This window comes from Paenibacillus sp. JNUCC 35, assembly GCF_058269095.1.
This window is the reverse complement of the sequence record NZ_CM177771.1, coordinates 5213528-5229700: the sequence shown is the minus strand read 5'-3', so window position 1 is coordinate 5229700 and position 16173 is coordinate 5213528. Positions and strand designations below refer to the sequence as shown.

Sequence of the window (16173 nt, the reverse complement as noted above, 5' to 3'; positions counted from 1 at the left end):
GCAAAGCAGAGGTCTGCGCTTAATTCCCCCGCTTGAACCGGGTTCCCCCATCTTGCGGCCCGGGGACTGAAAGACGTAAATGTACGCCCGCCGCGGTCATGGCAGGATGCACGTTTTTAGCATGCCCGTCTTGGCGTTTTCGCATGAACCGGAGGTTATAAAAGAACTCTCCATAGCTTCGTCGTCCCGGATTGGATATAATAAAGAGATCATACTAGATGTGATGAGGGAGAATGCTTTGAATACCAAAACGTTTAAGACAATGGAATTTCATAAAATCACACATAAACTGAGCAGCCACGCGGCCACCTCGCTGGGAACGGCAAAAGCGGCGGAGGTAAAACCTTCCGGAGATTTTGAGGAAGTGAAGCTGCGCCTGCAGGCGACGGACGAAGCTTTCGCCGTCGACCGTCTTAAGGGCGGGGCCCCTTTCGGGGGCATCCGGGATATCCGTGCGGCCGTGCACCGTGCCAGAGTGGGCGGGATGCTCAATCCGAGCGAGTTGCTCGATATCGCGACTACGATTTACGGGGGCCGCCGCCTCCGCAAATTTCTTGAAACGATGGATGAACAGCATCCTGTTCCGATGCTGCTGAGCTGGGCCGAACTCCTGAGTGACAACAAGGATACCGAGGACCGGATCAAAAGCTGCATCGACGACAACGCGGCGGTGATGGACAGCGCGAGCGGCGAGCTTTCCCGGGTGCGCAGCGAGCTTCGGACGGGCGAAGCGCGGGTCCGCGAGAAACTGGAGCAGATGATCCGCAACCCGTCCGTGCAGAAAATGCTGCAGGACGCGCTGGTGACGATGCGCGGAGACCGCTATGTCATCCCCGTTAAACAGGAATACCGTTCTTCGTTCGGTGGCATGATTCATGATCAGTCCGCGTCGGGCGCCACTCTTTTCATTGAACCGGAAGCCGTCGTTACCCTAAACAACCGGCTCCGCGAGCTGAAATTCAAGGAAGAAGCCGAAGTGGAGAAAATTCTCCGCATGCTGACGGCGCAGGTTGCGGAAATCGAGGAAGATCTTCTATCGGACGTCGAACTGCTTGCCCAATTGGACTTTACGTTCGCCAAGGCGGGACTTGCCCGTGAAATGAAGGCAACGCTGCCCAAGTTGAACGACCGGGGCTTCCTGAAGCTGAAAAGGGCGCGTCATCCGCTGATTCCGCTCGACAAAGTCGTTCCGATCGATCTGGAACTCGGCGGGAGCTTCACAACGATTATCGTGACGGGACCGAATACCGGCGGTAAGACGGTGTCTCTGAAAACTGTCGGCCTGCTCAGCCTGATGGCGATGTCCGGTCTGTTCGTCCCGGCGGAAGAAGGCAGCGAGCTGTGCGTCTTCGACGGCATCTTCGCCGATATCGGAGACGAGCAGAGCATCGAGCAGAGCCTCAGCACCTTCTCCAGCCATATGACGAATATTATCGGCATTCTCCGCGATATGACTCCCAAGAGTCTCGTCCTCCTCGATGAGCTGGGGGCGGGAACCGACCCGGCGGAAGGATCCGCGCTTGCCATCTCGCTGCTGGAGAACATCCACCGGATGGGCTGCCGCATGATCGCGACGACTCACTACAGCGAGCTGAAGGCGTACGCCTTCGAGCGCCGCGGCGTGATCAACGCGAGCATGGAGTTCGACGTGCAGACGCTGAGCCCGACGTATCGTCTGCTCGTCGGGGTACCCGGCCGCAGCAACGCGTTCGCCATCGCGGAGCGTCTCGGTCTTCCGCGCGCGATTATCGACAAAGCGCGCGGACAGGTCAGCGACGAGGACCAGCGCGTCGAGACGATGATCGCCTCGCTGGAGGAGAACCGGCTGACCGCCGAAGCGGAACGCCACAGCGCCGAGCAGATCCGGCGCGAGAACGAAGAGCTGCGGGCGGCGCTCTCCGCGGAGCGCGCCAAGCTGGATGAGCAGCGCGACAAGGTGCTGCTCAAAGCCGAACGCGAAGCGCAGGACGCGATCGGCAAGGCCCGCCGCGAAGCGGAAGAGATCATCGCCGACCTGCGGCGTCTGGCGAAGGAAGAGGCCGGCGCGATCAAGGATCACAAGCTGATCGCGGCCCGCCGCCGCCTCGACGAGGCCGAGCCGAAGCTCCGCAAGCCGGGAGCTAAGCGCCCCGAGCGGAGCAAGGCGGAGGTCGAGCCGGGCGACGAGGTGCGCGTGGTGAGCCTCGGCCAGAAAGGCCACGTCGTGGAAATCGTGAATTCGTCGGAAGTGACCGTACAGCTGGGCATCATGAAGATGAAGGTGAACAAGACCGACCTCGAAGTGATCAAGGCGTCGCCTCAGAAGAAGCCGGTCCAGCAAGTTGCCGCCACGGTTAAAAGAACCCGGGACGACAACATCCGCATGGAAGTCGATCTTCGCGGAACCAACGTGGAAGAAGGCATCATGGAGCTCGACCGGTTCCTCGACGAATCGTTCCTGAACAACTTTGCCCAAGTGTATGTCATTCACGGCAAAGGAACGGGCGTGCTGCGGACGGGCATCCAGGACTATCTGCGCAGACACAAGCACGTCAAAAGTTTCCGGATCGGAGCTTATAACGAGGGCGGCCACGGTGTGACGGTGGTTGAACTAAAGTAACCGGACAGAAGATCCGGAAAAAATAATTTGGAAATGATTGAAACGTTCTTAAAGGTCCCCCGTATGAAAAAGTATGAAAGTTATAAAAGCACAATTCAAACGAAAGCGGGAGGGAATTCCAAATGGGAATTTTTAAAAGACTTAGAGACTTGACGATGGCTTCGATGAACGATTTACTCGATAAAGCGGAAGATCCGGTAAAAATGCTGAACCAGTTCCTCAGAGACATGGAGGAGGACATTCAGGAAGCGGAAGTGGCGGTAGCCAAGCAGATCGCGATCGAGAAGAAATTCAAGCAGCAGTACGAAGAAGCGGAAGAAATGGTCGGCAAGCGTACGGAGCAGGCCATGAAAGCTCTGGAGCAGGGCAATGAAGATCTCGCCCGCCGCGCGTTGGAAGACAAGAAAGAGCATCAGACCCGTTTCGACGAAATGAAGCGCCAGTACGACATCGCCAAAACGAATGCCGATCAGCTCCGCAATCAGCTGGCCGAAATGAAAGACGAATTTACGAAAATGAAAAACAAGAAAGACCTTCTGATCGCCCGTGCGGAAGCGGCGAAAGCCCAGAAGCACATCAACCAGGCGATGTCCGGTTTCGGAACCGACAACGCGGCGAAAGGCTTCGACCGCATGTCCGAGAAGGTGCTTCAGCTTGAAGCCGAAGCGCAAGCGAGCGGCGAGCTCCGCTCCAAAGGCAAGAGCCTGGACGACGAACTCGACCAGCTCGGCAAGAACGACGGAGTCGACGACGAGCTTGCGGCCATGAAAGCGAAGCTGGCTGAAAAAAAACAATAAGCATGATATAATGGCGGTATGCCTAACGCGGAGACTGAGAATTTTCTCAGTCTCTTCCCTTGTTTACCATTCCTTGCGACGGAGGAGGCATACATTTGTACGAAGAGGTGAATCAGTTGGTCAGCAATCCTTACCTTGGAGCGTTAGCGTACTTCTCTGTGGCGGTCGTGGCCGTTATCGTATTTCTTACTATTTTCGAGATTGTAACGAAGTATAATGACTGGGAAGAGATCAAGCGTGGGAATGTCTCTGTGGCTATGGCTACAGGAGGTAAAATATTCGGAATCTGCAATCTGTTCCGGTTCGCTATCGAAAACAACGATTCGCTTATCCGCTCTCTCATTTGGGCCGGATACGGCTTCCTTCTATTGATGGCCGCTTATTTTATTTTTGAATTTTTGACGCCGTATTTTAAAATCGACGAAGAAATCCAGAAAGACAATCGCGCGGTGGGACTGCTGTCGCTGATGATATCCGTCTCCATTTCGTATGTCGTCGGAGCTTGCGTGCCCTAAAGGGCATCCGAATCCGGCTCTTCGACCGCTTGGCGATGGCGGAAAGGAAAGCGAAAGATGAAATATTTATGGGGAATTTTATTTGCTCTGGCCGTACTGTTTATGGGGCTGGGCGTCTGGTATTTGATGAATCATTGACCTGTCGGAGGTGAACTGGCGTGAACGAGGAAGAACTGAAAACCGTATGCCCGTGGTGCCAGACGGAAATCGTATGGGACCCGGAGATCGGACCGGAAGAAGAATGTCCGCACTGCTATAACGAACTGAGCGATTATCGCAGTATCCGGCTTGGTGCGGATGAAGAAGAAGACGGGGACGAGCCGGCTGAAAAAGCGGAACCGGCGGCCGGTCCGGATGATTTCCTGGACTGGGAAGAAGACGCCGGCTATACCAACGAGTACGCCGAAGCTGTCCAGAATGTGCTCGATACCCAGGAGGAAGCGCCCGAGTGCTCCGCCTGCCGGGAACTTATGCTCCACGGGGGCACGCAGGTAACCGCGGGTACGGGTTATACCCCCGTTATACCGGGGACGGTCGGCAGGGCTTTCCTGAATCCCGGCTACAAATTGAATGTATTCGTGTGTCCGTCCTGTTTCAAGGTCGAGACTTTTTTGGCGGAAGAAGACCGCGAGAAGCTTCTGGCCGTATTGAATCCGTCCAAAGAGCAAACCGACAACTAAAGCAGAGGCAGCGTAAACCGCTAACCGTCCTTAGGATGGCAGCGGTTTTTTTTGCATACGATGTCACATCCTGCGGCGAGAGCTCTACGCGGTGTTAATTTTTCGTATTAACGGGGTTATGCGGCAAGGGAAACAGGAAAAAAACGGAACCTATCCGCTTCTTTGAAGAGGCCCTCTTTTGGACAGGATAAGGAAGATCAGGCTTCGAAAGGAAGGGATTTGAGGATGCAGCAGGACAAATACCGGGGACGCTCCCGGCTGGCAGGCTGGCTCGGAGCGGACAAGGAATCGGCTGCGGCGCAGCCCTGGGAACATGAAGCGGATGCCCCTGCTTCCGCCGGGCAGAAGAAGAGACCTACCATTGGAAGACTGGATGCCCAGTCCGCCCTGCTGCTTATAGAAAATATGCTTTTTGCGGCCGCCAACGCCTTGTCCGGGACGTTCGTCAGTATCTACCTCTGGAAAGCCAAGAGCGATTTTGCCATGATCGGATGGTTTACACTCACGCATCAGCTTGCGATGGCGCTCACCTTCTGGGTGGCGGGCAAGTGGGTGAAAGAGCATAACAAAATGAACTGCCTCCGTGCGGGGGTTGTCATGTCTGCGGTTTTTTATCTGCTCGTTTTGATGCTGGGTCTGTCCAGCGTGAATTACATTTTCCTGCTCGGTGCGGTTCAGGGGATGGCTTCGGGTTTTTTCTGGCTGGCGTTCAACATCGTCTACTTCGAGGTTACGAGCAGGGAAACGCGGGACAAATTCAACGGCTGGGCGGGTTTGCTGGGAGCGGGCGTCGGCATGCTGGCACCGTGGATTTCCGGACTCATCATCGTTCATATGGCGGGTACGAGCGGTTACCGGGTTATTTTCTCGATCTCGCTGGGTATTTTTGTTCTCGGCGTGGCGGTGAGCTTTTTCCTGAAAAAACGGAAGATCGAAGGCACCTACGGCTGGACGTACGGTTTCCGTCATTTGCGGCAGGGCGATACTCCGTGGAGGCCGGTTTGTGCCGCTTTGATGGCGCAAGGTTTCCGCGAAGGCGTATTCGGGTTTATGATTTCGCTGCTGGTGTATATCGCGACGACGAGCGAGCAAAAGCTCGGAAGCTACGCCTTGGTTACTTCGGGAGTTTCCTTCGTCAGTTTCTGGCTGGTCGGCCGTGTGCTGAAACCCAAATACAGAAGCAGAGGATTGCTCCTCGGGGTGCTGATGGTCATCGCGGCCATACTCCCGTTTTTCTGGAAAGTGAATTATATGACCCTGCTCCTGTTCGGGATCGGGACGTCTCTTTTTCTGCCGCTGTTTACGATTCCTATGACGTCGTCCGTATTTGATCTGATCGGAAGAGACGAGGAAAGCGTGAGGCACCGGGAGGAGTTCGTCATTCTGAGGGAGTTGGCGCTGAATGCCGGGCGGATTCTCGGTACACTGCTGTTTATTGCCGTTGTCTCCCAAAGCACCTCTACGATGGTAATTAATACCTTGCTGTTTGTGATCGGAAGCGCGCCGTTTCTGAGCTGGCTCTTTATGAGAAAGGTTCTGCATCCAGAAAACTCTTGACAGAGCTGTCCATTCCTATAAAAATAGTGGGTATATGTTTGGAACCCAATGCGTTGGAAAGAGGAACAATCGTGCTTCGGGGAGGAGACCGGAAATGAGCGGGAAACTGGTAAATAGCATCGCGGAACTGATAGGAGACACGCCTGCCGTACGGCTTAACCGCCTGACAAGCGAAGAGCATGCGGACGTGTATGTTAAGCTGGAATACTTCAATCCGAGCGGGAGCGTAAAAGACCGCGCGGCATATAATTTGATAGCGCAGGCCGAGAAAGACGGCCTGCTGAAGCCCGGTGCGACGATCATCGAGCCGACGAGCGGCAACACCGGCATCGGACTGGCGATGAACGCGGCCGCGAAGGGGTATAAAGCGATTCTGGTCATGCCGGATAACATGACCAAGGAGCGGATCAATCTGCTCAAGGCCTACGGAGCGGATGTGGTGCTCACGCCTGCGGCGGAACGTATGCCGGGTGCGATTGCCAAAGCGGTGGAGCTTCAGCGCGGCATTCCCGGCAGCTTCATCCCGCAGCAGTTCGAGAACAAGGCGAACCCGGACATTCACCGGGTGACCACCGCCTTGGAAATTCTCGAGCAGACGGGCGGCAGGCTCGACGCGTTCGTCGCTTCGTCCGGCACCGGCGGGACGATCACGGGCACGGGCGAGGTGCTGCGCGAGCGGATCCCCGGCATCGAGATCTACGTCGTCGAGCCGGCCGGATCGCCGGTGCTGTCGGGCGGAGAGCCCGGCCCGCACAAGCTGGTCGGCACGTCGCCGGGCTTCGTGCCGAAGATTTTGAACACGGACGTCTACGACGAGATCGTCCGGGTAGAGGACGAGGATGCGCTGCGCACCACCCGCGAGCTCGCGGCCAAGGAAGGCATCCTCGTCGGTCCGTCCGCGGGCGCAACCGTGTGGACGGCTATCCAGGTGGCCCGCAAGCTGGGGCCCGGCAAGCGCGTCCTGTGCATCGCGCCCGATACGGGCGAGCGGTACCTCAGCATGGGCATCTTCGGCGAATAAAGCGCCGGAGGCGGCAGGATGCGGCCGCATCGCAGCAGCATCGCGGAAGGATAGATTCCCGTATGCCGGGCTGAGCGAAGTCGTACCTTTGAATACGGCTGCCGTCCGGAGCGATTTCATACAGCGCGTGCGGGGATAGGATGCGATGTGTAATCGGTGTCCCTATAAAAAGAGAGCTTTCCCTGAATCCGGGGGAAAGCTCTTTTTTATGCGGTCCATTTCTATGAACGGGAAAATTGACGGACCCTATAAATAAAGCGGTAGCCCCTGTATGCATAAGAGCAGCTCCGGAATGCCTCACCGATTTTTGTGGGGGGCATACATACGGAACGGAGAGTTTCGTCTCCGGCGCCTGGGGGCGGAAGTCATCGTTATGCGACGACACACCGCCACCGCTGGTAACTGTGCGAGGTGTGAAAGCGGAAGAGCAGGTGTAATTTGTCCTGAGCATATTCCGGATTATGCTGCCGGAGGAGAATAGGATTTTTTTGTAAAGGTGTGGAATAGGAAAGGAAGTCGTTGAATAAAAATACATTATCATGTATAATTATCACAGATTCACTTGTTCGTAGAAAGGTGGCCTGCAAGAATGATTTCGTTGTCCGGTGAGATGCCTAAACCATGGGTCCTGAACCCCTTTATACAATCCTATACAGAATTAACTTCCCAGAAGGTCGATCGCAAAAGTTTGAAGCAAATCGGAAACGGCCGTTTTATTTCCGCTTACGAGGATCAAAAACTGGTCGGAATCGCCTTTTGTACCGGAGACGTGGAGTGGGAGAACGAAGTATCCCTTTCGGTCCTTATCCTGCCTTCCTACCGCAAAAGAGGGATAGAATCGGCCATGCTGCGTCTGCTCCGCGGCAAGCAGTCGGCCTACAGCCGCACAGTAGGCTAAAGCGGAATGCAGCAGTCGGCAGGACGGCGGGCTCCCGCGATCGGCAAGACCCGCATAAGCGCGTCCGGCTGCCCCGGAGACCGGGCATAGGGAGAAATGCCTATACACGGAGGCTTTTCAGGCAGAAAGCCGGTGGGACCGAAGCCTCGGCAGGCAAGGGGAGCGACCTTGCGGTTTTGCGCCGCCGGGCGGTGCCGCACCGCTCGCCGGGGCAGGGAGATGAAGCTGCAAGGAGCGCGTGCTTGCGGCTTTTTTGCGCTTCCGTTTTTTATTGAATTCGGCGGGGGCTGCGTGTAATATGGAAGATAACGATTTTCCCTATCCGATGCTTGATTTCATTGGACCTTATTCATGACGATTCTTAGTAGGAGGCTTGACGATGGACGATTTGAAGCACAAGATTCTGGATATTCTGAAAGAAGATTCCCGCCGTTCTCCGGCGCTTATCGCGACCATGCTGGGAATTACGGAAGAAGAGGCGACGGCGGCCATCCGCCAGATGGAAGACGAGCACATCATCGTGAAGTACGCCACCGTGCTCAACTGGAGCAAAGTGGACAGCGACAAGGTGAACGCGCTGATCGAAGTGCAGATCACGCCTGAACGGGGAACCGGATTCGACGCGATTGCGGAACGCATTTATTTATATCCAGAAGTGAAGTCGGTCTATCTGATGTCAGGAGCTTACGATCTGCTTGTGGAGATCGAGGGCCGTACGCTGCGGGAAGTGTCTTCTTTCGTTTCCAGCAAGCTGTCGACACTGGACCGGGTATTGTCTACGAAAACTCATTTTATTCTGAAAAAATACAAACAGGATGGGATCATTTTTGATGACCGTGAGGATGATCATCGGATGCTGGTCTCACCATAAAGGACGATGACGATGATAAACCAGGAAGAAATCGGAAGTAAACCGAAATCCATGCAGGGCTATTTGTCACCGCTGGTCCGGGATATTCCTCCTTCGGGCATCCGGCGTTTTTTTGATTTGGTAAGCGGGAGCAAGGATATCATTTCTCTGGGCGTCGGGGAACCGGATTTCGTGACGCCGTGGCATGTCCGCGAGGCGTGCGTGTATTCCCTGGAAAGAGGCCGGACGAACTATACGCCGAATGCGGGCCTCCCTGAGCTTCGCGAAGCGATCGCCGAGTATTTGTACACGAATTTTGCCGTAAAATACGAGCCTTCGAATGAAGTCGTCGTAACGGTCGGCGGCAGCGAGGCGATCGACCTTGCGCTGCGCGCGCTGATTACGCCGGGCGATGAAATTCTCGTTCCGGAGCCCTGCTACATCGCTTACAGCCCGATCGTCACGATCGGCGGAGGAGTCCCGGTCGGCATCGAGACCTTCGCGAAGGACAGCTTCAAGCTGAAGCCCGAGGCGCTCCGCGCAAGTCTGACGCCGAAATCCAAGGTTCTCGTTCTGAGCTATCCGAGCAACCCGACGGGCGGCATCATGACGTACGAGGACTGGGAGCCGATCGCCCGGATCGTGGAAGAGAACGATCTGATCGTCATCGCCGATGAAATTTATGCGGAGCTCACTTACGGAAGCAAGCACGTGAGCTTCGCTTCGCTGCCCGGCATGCGGGACCGCACCATTCTCGTCAGCGGCTTCGCGAAAGCTTTTGCCATGACGGGCTGGAGAGTCGGCTACATGTGCGGGCATCCGGACCTGATCTCCGCGATGCTGAAGATCCATCAGTACACGGTCATGTGCGCTCCGATCATGGGCCAGATTGCCGCGCTTGAGGCGCTCCGCAACGGACTGGAGGAGAAGGACCGGATGATCGAGTCCTATAACCAGCGCAGACGCCTGGTCGTTCAAGGCTTCCGGCAGATCGGTCTCGACTGCCATGAGCCTCAGGGAGCGTTCTACGCGTTCCCTTCCATCGCTTCGACGGGCCTCAGCTCGGAAGAGTTCGCTCAGCGGCTTCTGACCGAAGCGAAGGTGGCGGCCGTTCCGGGACAGGTGTTCGGCAACGGCGGCGAAGGCTTCGTCCGCTGCTCCTATGCGACTTCCGTTTCACAGCTGAACGAGGCTTTGGACCGTATTGGGTCTTTTGTGAAAAAATTGTAAAGACTTGTCCAAAAAATAGTTTTCAGAATCGGAAAAAACTGATATCTTTAGGGTAAAGGAGGGATATGTATGGCTTATTTAGAATATCGTCTGGCCGACAACTCGGGTTGGTACAGCCATGACGTTTCCGATCAACGCTGGTTATCCAAACGACCTGCCAAATTAGCCTCCCTCTTTCACCTGGAAGAAGAAATTCAGTTTATGCGGCACAGACTGGAACAGATGGTTCAGTCCGGTGAGGCTATGACTTCCGAGTCCGTAATTGAAATGAGTACGCTTCTTGATCATAAGATTAACGAATATATGAATCTAGTCCAGAAGAGCCGGTAAATGCCGGCTTTTTTGCAGCGTTTGCACAGGCTATCAGGCAACGGAGGGATTACGATGACACAGAAACGCTGGTTTTCGGCTGCTGTACTGCTTCTATTATTCACCGTCTTGGTTTCCGGGTGCGGGAAGGCCCAGCCCAAAGCGGATGTTTCCATCTTTATGATGGCCCGTGACGGTATACCGGTCGATGCCGCTTTTAAGCTTGAGAATTCGTTGAAAGCGCTTGTGGGGGACAAGCCGTCCATCTATTTGAATACGTCCCCGCTTTTTTCCAATGAGAAGATGATCGTCGAAATGGGATACGGCAATCACGGTATTCTGATCATCCCCGAAGAACAGTTTAAGATTTATGCGGCCGAAGGGGCATTTTTACCGCTGGAAGAGCATTTCAAGCAGGAGGACTATCCGGAGGGCGTACTCGAGGCGACGATTGAACCTGCCGGGAAGAAAAAGAATCCGCCCGAAGCGCCCAAGAAGGAGACGCACCTGTACGGCATTCCGCTCCAGTATTCCAAGTGGATGAAGGATAACGGCGTGGAGGGCAAAGGGCTCGTTGCTTTCATGGCGGTGAACAGCCGCAATCCCGAGCAGTCGTTCGAGGTGCTCAAAAAGATCGCCGCCAAATCCTGACGCGACGGCCTTGGCGCCGCCACGACTTTATGGCCCGTGCGAGGAACTGCAAGCGGTGCGGTGACTAAAGTCCTTGTCTTTCCGGCGCCGCTTGGCCTATAATGGGGGATGAACTTGAAGGCCCAACCTCATACGTTTACCGTCAGGTCCCGAAGCGGCGTCTCCAGCGGAGCCGAAGCCCAGGGTGAAAAGGGAAGCCGGTGCAAATCCGGCACGGTCCCGCCACTGTAATACGGAGATCGTCTTACGATGTCACTGTCCGCGCGCGGATGGGAAGGCAAGACGGTCAGCCATCCGTAAGTCAGGAGACCTGCCTGCCGGTTTGCAGCACAATATCCTTCGAGGAGAGGATCGCGCGAAACCGGAAAGGACGTCCGACTGACGGCCGTTTCACCTCGTGATTCCGAAAGTTATCCCCTCTATCTCCGGATAGAGGGGATTTTTTGTTGACATGCGCGAACATCGTGGGACAACCTCAAGTCAAACTAAATCAGCAAGGGAGTAGAGAACATGAACAACGATCGAAGAACCGCTAGGGGTTTTAAATACGCCCTGCTGCTGCTTGTTTTGACGATGGCCGTCGGCCTGGCAGCCTGCGGCAAGCAAAGCACGGATAACGGGACGGCGGGCTCGGCCTCTCCGGCGGCAAGCACGGCTCCGCAAACGAGCGCGAAGAAAACGCAGTATCCTTTGAAAGTAACCGATGCGACAGGCAAGGAATTTACGTTCGAGAAAGCGCCCGGTAAAATCGTGTCGGTTTCGCCGGCGGAGACGGAAGCTCTTTTTGCGATCGGTCTGGGCGATACAATCGTCGGCGTGTCCGATTTTGACGATTATCCGGCGGAAGCGAAAACGAAGCCGAAAATGGGCGGAATTACGCAGCCTAACCAGGAATCGGTTATCGCGTCGGGAGCCGACATTGTTTTCACAGGCGTTTCGATGAAAAAAGAATCGGTTGAAAAGCTGCGCGCCATGGGTATCAACGTGTTCAAGGTGGAGCCTAAGACGCTTGACGACGTCATGAAAAATATTCAGCTCTACGGCCAGATTACCGACCATCAGGAACAGGCGGAAAAAGTCGTCGCAAAAATGAAAGAAGACCGTCAGAAAGTTACGGATGCTGTAAAAACCGTAGCGGCGGACAAGAAGAAAAAAGTCTACATCGAATTCTCCCCGGGCTGGACAGTCGGCAAGGGCGAATTTATGGATGAGCTGATCACGCTGGCGGGCGGTGTCAATGTCGCTTCCGACATTACGGGCTGGAAGCAGATCAGCGAGGAGAAAATCATCCAGCAGAACCCGGACGTTATTTTATTCGCCAAAGACGTGGTGGATGACAAAACGAAGAAAAATCTTGAAGAACTCATTCGCGGACGCAGCGGGTGGAACGAAATCAATGCCGTTAAAAACAACCAGGTGATCGGTCTCGACCAGAATACGCTGACCCGTCCGGGACCGCGTCTGACAGAGGGACTCCTGCAAATGGCTAAAGCCATCTATCCGGACTTGGTGAAATAAATGAAACCTAAATGGGGACTTTGGGGAGGAGTAGGAGTTTTACTCCTTCTTCTTTCTATTGTGCTGAGTCTTTCGCTGGGCTCGGCCCATCTGCCGGTGAGTCAGATCGCTTCGATTCTGGGGAGCAAGCTGCCTTGGATCGGAGACCGAATCACGCCGGACTGGCCCGTATCCTCAGAGCAGATTATTATGAAGGTAAGGCTGCCGCGCGTGATGCTGGCCATCCTTGTCGGGGCCTCCCTTTCGGTAGCGGGAGCCGCTTTTCAAGGCGTCCTGCGCAATCCGCTTGCGGACCCGTATACGCTTGGGGTCAGCAGCGGAACGAGCGTCGGCGCGGCGTTCGTCATTTACTTCGGTCTGCAGACGACGTTTTTCGGTACGTGGACGATACCGGTCGTCGGGTTTGCCACAGGAGCCGTTTCGCTTTGGATCGTTCTACGACTGGCCCGGACTGACGGCAAAATCCGTATGGAGACGCTGCTGCTTTCCGGTGTCGTGATGCAGGCGTTTCTCGGCTCCGTGGTTTCTTTTCTCGTGTCGATGTCCAAGCAGGTCGTCAATGAAATCATTTTCTGGCTGATGGGCAGCCTCGCTATGAAAGGCTGGTCGTACACAACCGTTCTCCTTCCGTATTTCCTCGTTACTTTCGTTGTGCTTTACAGCTATGCGCGGACACTCAACCTGCTGGCGCTCGGGGAACGTCAAGCCGCCCATCTGGGTATCCATGTCGAGCGGACGAAATTGATCGTGCTGATCACCGCTACACTGGTGACGGCTGCCGCCGTTTCCGTATCCGGCGTCATCGGGTTTGTCGGGCTGATCGTGCCTCATCTGATCCGTCTGATCGCGGGACCGGATTACCGGCTGATCGTGCCGCTTTCCGCCGTTGGCGGAGCCATCTACGTCCTTTGGGCCGACACGCTGGCCCGGACGCTTCTAAGCCCGACAGAGATTCCGCTCGGCGTAATCACCGCGTTTCTGGGTGCGCCGTTCTTCGCTTATCTGCTGCGCAAACAGAAGAAATGGGGGAGAAGCTGATGGAACCGATCATCGAAGTGCAGGGTGCTGGAAAAAGTTTCGGCGGAACCCGCGTGCTCAAAGATATCCGTTTCGAGGTGAAGCCCGGCGAATTTTTCGGCATCATCGGGCCCAACGGGAGCGGCAAATCGACTCTGCTGAGGCTTATCTCCGGCGTAGACCCCCTTACGAAAGGCCGTATTCTTCTCCAGGGGAGGGAAGTCGCGGACTACGCCCGCAAGGAGCTGGCACGCTGGCTTGCCGTGCTTCAGCAGGATGCGCTGCCTCCGCTCGGTTTCACCGTCCGTGAGGTGGTCGAAATGGGCCGGTTCCCTTTCCAGAACTGGCTCGGGGAAGATCGGGAGGACGCCGCTGCGCTTATCGACCGGATTATGCGGCGGCTCGATCTGGAGCCGTTGGCCGACCGGACGGTCGAGAACTTGAGCGGAGGGCAGAAACAGCGCGTGGCGCTGGCGAAGGTGATGGCGCAGCAGCCCCGCCTGCTGCTGCTCGACGAGCCTACGACTTATCTGGACATCGGCTACCAGATGCAGCTGATGGACTACGTGCGGCAGTGGCAGCGGGAAGAAGGGCTGACGGTGGTCGCCGTCCTTCACGATTTGAACCTGGCCTCTCTCTACTGCGAACGGCTTCTCGTCGTTCACGAGGGAGAAGGCGTATCGATCGGCACGCCGGAGGAAATTATGAGAAGCGAGCTGATCCTGGACGTCTACGGGACGGAACCGATCGTCCTGGAGCATCCGGATCACGGCATTCCTCAAATCCTGCTGCGCCGGGGAGATTGAATAGAGTGAAACCGGACCGCCCGCAGGGCGGTTTACATACATACCGACTTACCCTACATACCGAGGAGGAACAAACATGAACGAACTTCAGGATGTAATCGGCGCCATTCGCCCGCTCCGTCAGGAAGCGAAGGATGCGGCATCCGTCCATCTCGATAATCTGACTAAACCGCCGGGAAGCCTCGGCAAGCTGGAAGATATGGCACGCCAGCTTGCGGGGATTACCGGAGAGGTTATGCCCGATATAAGCCGCAAGGCCATCGTCGTCATGGCGGCCGACCACGGCGTCTGCGAAGAAGGCGTCAGCGCGTTTCCGCAGGAAGTGACCCGCCAGATGGTGATGAACTTCCTGCAGGGCGGCGCGGCCGTCAATGTGCTGGCCCGGCACGCGGGAGCGGAGGTCGTATGCGTCGATATCGGCGTCAACGCCGACCTGGAGCATCCGGACCTCTTTACCCGCAAAGTCCGGAAAGGCACGGCCAATATGGCCCGTGAAGCCGCCATGACCCGTGAAGAGGCTCTCCAGGCCATCCGCGCCGGCATTGAAGTCGCAGACGGGCTGGCCGGACGCGGCGTGCGGGTTCTGGCGACCGGGGAGATGGGGATCGGCAACACCACGGCCAGTTCCGCGCTGCTGAGCGTGCTCGGGGGCATCGCCGTAGAAGACGCGGTAGGACGCGGAACGGGCATCGACGATGCCCGCTGGCTGCACAAGCAGGAAGTTGTCCGCAGAGCCATCGAGGTCAACAAACCGGATGCGGGCGATGCGCTCGATGTGCTGGCGAAAGTCGGCGGCCTCGAAATCGCGGGCCTGGCCGGAGTCATACTCGGTGCGGCCAAGAACGCTTGTCCGGTCGTGATCGACGGTTTCATCTCCTCGGCCGCCGCGCTGGTTGCTTCACGGCTGGCTCCGGAGTCCCAGCCGTATATGATTGCCTCTCATCAGTCTCACGAGCAGGGTCACGCACGGATGCTGGAAGCGGTCGGGCTCAGCCCCATGCTTCATATGGATATGAGACTGGGAGAAGGGACCGGGGCTGCGCTCTGCTTCACGCTCATGGATGCGGCGGGCAAAATCATGCGCGAGATGGCTTCCTTCGAAAGCGCCGGAGTGTCGCGGGGCTGATGAATCTGGCGCAAGAACATACACCGGGAGCGGGAGCTGTCCTCGTGACGGGCGGCGCCAGAAGCGGCAAAAGCTCGTTTGCCGAGCAGTTGTCTTCGCGGCTTGCCGCACACGGGACTTATCTCGCTACGGCCCAGATCTGGGACGAGGAGATGCGGCAGCGGATCGCTCTGCACCGCACGCAGCGCGAGCAGTCCGGCTTCCCGTGGACTACGGCGGAAGAGCCGGTGGAGCTGTCCGCCGTGCTGAAAGCTTGGAGCGGCGGCAGGAGCCAGGGCGTTGTCCTGGTGGACTGTCTGACGCTGTGGCTTTCCAATCGTCTGCTGAAAGAGGAGTCTTCGCCGGATGCGGCCGAACAAGTGAATGCCGCCGTGGACGAGCTTGTCCGGACGGTTGAAGCCTACGAGGGACCGCTCGTTCTCGTCACGAACGAAGTGGGGAGCGGCATTGTGCCCGAGTATCCCCTCGGGCGATTGTACCGCGATCTGGCCGGCCGGATGAATCAGCGGCTGGCACAAGTTTGCGGCCGGGTCTTTCTGGTGACCGCCGGAATACCTGTCGAGCTGAAAAGCCGGGCTTACCGGTTTGAATAGAGGGAA

16 protein-coding genes and 1 riboswitch are annotated in these 16173 nt (G+C 56.4%); all 16 genes read left to right on the top strand.

Annotated elements, in window-relative coordinates; all coding sequences use genetic code 11:
• The first annotated feature begins 238 nt into the window (after positions 1 to 238).
• The 16 genes from AC2TF6_RS23635 to cobU all read left to right on the top strand — a co-directional run bounded on the left by AC2TF6_RS23635 (position 239) and on the right by cobU (position 16167).
• Positions 239 to 2599 (top strand): endonuclease MutS2, encoded by a 2361-nt coding sequence (locus AC2TF6_RS23635; RefSeq protein WP_491308762.1) that lies wholly within the window; start codon positions 239 to 241, stop codon positions 2597 to 2599.
• Between the two features lie 122 nt (positions 2600 to 2721).
• Entirely contained in the window at positions 2722 to 3396 is a 675-nt protein-coding gene (locus AC2TF6_RS23630) for a PspA/IM30 family protein (RefSeq protein WP_491308761.1), read from the top strand.
• 95 nt (positions 3397 to 3491) lie between these two features.
• Entirely contained in the window at positions 3492 to 3911 is a 420-nt protein-coding gene (locus tag AC2TF6_RS23625) for a DUF350 domain-containing protein (protein ID WP_009676216.1), read from the top strand.
• Between the two features lie 158 nt (positions 3912 to 4069).
• Complete coding sequence (locus AC2TF6_RS23620; protein WP_491308760.1) at positions 4070 to 4591, top strand: hypothetical protein; 522 nt, start codon at positions 4070 to 4072, stop codon at positions 4589 to 4591.
• A 225-nt stretch (positions 4592 to 4816) separates the two neighbouring features.
• Complete coding sequence (locus AC2TF6_RS23615) at positions 4817 to 6148, top strand: MFS transporter (RefSeq protein WP_491308759.1); 1332 nt, start codon at positions 4817 to 4819, stop codon at positions 6146 to 6148.
• A gap of 94 nt (positions 6149 to 6242) precedes the next feature.
• Positions 6243 to 7169 (top strand): cysteine synthase A, encoded by a 927-nt coding sequence (gene cysK, locus AC2TF6_RS23610; RefSeq protein ID WP_326055113.1) that lies wholly within the window; start codon positions 6243 to 6245, stop codon positions 7167 to 7169.
• 589 nt (positions 7170 to 7758) lie between these two features.
• Positions 7759 to 8067 (top strand): GNAT family N-acetyltransferase, encoded by a 309-nt coding sequence (locus AC2TF6_RS23605; RefSeq protein ID WP_009676083.1) that lies wholly within the window; start codon positions 7759 to 7761, stop codon positions 8065 to 8067.
• Between the two features lie 379 nt (positions 8068 to 8446).
• Positions 8447 to 8938, top strand: a complete 492-nt coding sequence (locus tag AC2TF6_RS23600) for an Lrp/AsnC family transcriptional regulator (RefSeq protein WP_009676149.1) — start codon at positions 8447 to 8449, stop codon at positions 8936 to 8938.
• A 12-nt stretch (positions 8939 to 8950) separates the two neighbouring features.
• Positions 8951 to 10147, top strand: a complete 1197-nt coding sequence (locus AC2TF6_RS23595; protein ID WP_491308758.1) for an aminotransferase class I/II-fold pyridoxal phosphate-dependent enzyme — start codon at positions 8951 to 8953, stop codon at positions 10145 to 10147.
• A gap of 69 nt (positions 10148 to 10216) precedes the next feature.
• Entirely contained in the window at positions 10217 to 10477 is a 261-nt protein-coding gene (locus AC2TF6_RS23590) for an aspartyl-phosphate phosphatase Spo0E family protein (protein ID WP_009676194.1), read from the top strand.
• Positions 10478 to 10531: 54 nt separating this feature from the next.
• Complete coding sequence (locus tag AC2TF6_RS23585; protein ID WP_016423856.1) at positions 10532 to 11107, top strand: hypothetical protein; 576 nt, start codon at positions 10532 to 10534, stop codon at positions 11105 to 11107.
• 127 nt (positions 11108 to 11234) lie between these two features.
• Positions 11235 to 11439, top strand: a riboswitch (cobalamin riboswitch).
• Between the two features lie 178 nt (positions 11440 to 11617).
• Positions 11618 to 12625 (top strand): ABC transporter substrate-binding protein, encoded by a 1008-nt coding sequence (locus AC2TF6_RS23580; protein WP_491308757.1) that lies wholly within the window; start codon positions 11618 to 11620, stop codon positions 12623 to 12625.
• A complete protein-coding gene (locus AC2TF6_RS23575) occupies positions 12626 to 13663 on the top strand; it encodes a FecCD family ABC transporter permease (protein WP_009676079.1) in 1038 nt (345 codons plus the stop codon).
• Complete coding sequence (locus tag AC2TF6_RS23570) at positions 13663 to 14448, top strand: ABC transporter ATP-binding protein (RefSeq protein ID WP_491308756.1); 786 nt, start codon at positions 13663 to 13665, stop codon at positions 14446 to 14448. The genes AC2TF6_RS23575 and AC2TF6_RS23570 overlap by 1 nt, the downstream gene beginning before the upstream one ends.
• A gap of 76 nt (positions 14449 to 14524) precedes the next feature.
• Complete coding sequence (gene cobT, locus AC2TF6_RS23565) at positions 14525 to 15574, top strand: nicotinate-nucleotide--dimethylbenzimidazole phosphoribosyltransferase (protein WP_491308755.1); 1050 nt, start codon at positions 14525 to 14527, stop codon at positions 15572 to 15574.
• On the top strand, positions 15574 to 16167 hold the full coding sequence (cobU, locus tag AC2TF6_RS23560; protein ID WP_491308754.1) for a bifunctional adenosylcobinamide kinase/adenosylcobinamide-phosphate guanylyltransferase: 594 nt from the start codon (positions 15574 to 15576) through the stop codon (positions 16165 to 16167). Before cobT ends, cobU begins: the two co-directional genes overlap by 1 nt.
• Positions 16168 to 16173: the final 6 nt, after the last annotated feature.

What these genes read in the sequence shown, in the direction of transcription:
- AC2TF6_RS23595 (WP_491308758.1), top strand. Translation starts at nt 8,951, where the DNA reads ATGATAAACCAGGAAGAAATCGGAAGTAAACCGAAATCCATGCAGGGC.
- AC2TF6_RS23630 (WP_491308761.1), top strand. Translation starts at nt 2,722, where the DNA reads ATGGGAATTTTTAAAAGACTTAGAGACTTGACGATGGCTTCGATGAAC.
- cysK (WP_326055113.1), top strand. Translation starts at nt 6,243, where the DNA reads ATGAGCGGGAAACTGGTAAATAGCATCGCGGAACTGATAGGAGACACG.
- AC2TF6_RS23600 (WP_009676149.1), top strand. Translation starts at nt 8,447, where the DNA reads ATGGACGATTTGAAGCACAAGATTCTGGATATTCTGAAAGAAGATTCC.
- AC2TF6_RS23585 (WP_016423856.1), top strand. Translation starts at nt 10,532, where the DNA reads ATGACACAGAAACGCTGGTTTTCGGCTGCTGTACTGCTTCTATTATTC.
- AC2TF6_RS23605 (WP_009676083.1), top strand. Translation starts at nt 7,759, where the DNA reads ATGATTTCGTTGTCCGGTGAGATGCCTAAACCATGGGTCCTGAACCCC.
- AC2TF6_RS23570 (WP_491308756.1), top strand. Translation starts at nt 13,663, where the DNA reads ATGGAACCGATCATCGAAGTGCAGGGTGCTGGAAAAAGTTTCGGCGGA.
- AC2TF6_RS23615 (WP_491308759.1), top strand. Translation starts at nt 4,817, where the DNA reads ATGCAGCAGGACAAATACCGGGGACGCTCCCGGCTGGCAGGCTGGCTC.
- AC2TF6_RS23580 (WP_491308757.1), top strand. Translation starts at nt 11,618, where the DNA reads ATGAACAACGATCGAAGAACCGCTAGGGGTTTTAAATACGCCCTGCTG.
- AC2TF6_RS23590 (WP_009676194.1), top strand. Translation starts at nt 10,217, where the DNA reads ATGGCTTATTTAGAATATCGTCTGGCCGACAACTCGGGTTGGTACAGC.
- cobT (WP_491308755.1), top strand. Translation starts at nt 14,525, where the DNA reads ATGAACGAACTTCAGGATGTAATCGGCGCCATTCGCCCGCTCCGTCAG.
- cobU (WP_491308754.1), top strand. Translation starts at nt 15,574, where the DNA reads ATGAATCTGGCGCAAGAACATACACCGGGAGCGGGAGCTGTCCTCGTG.
- AC2TF6_RS23575 (WP_009676079.1), top strand. Translation starts at nt 12,626, where the DNA reads ATGAAACCTAAATGGGGACTTTGGGGAGGAGTAGGAGTTTTACTCCTT.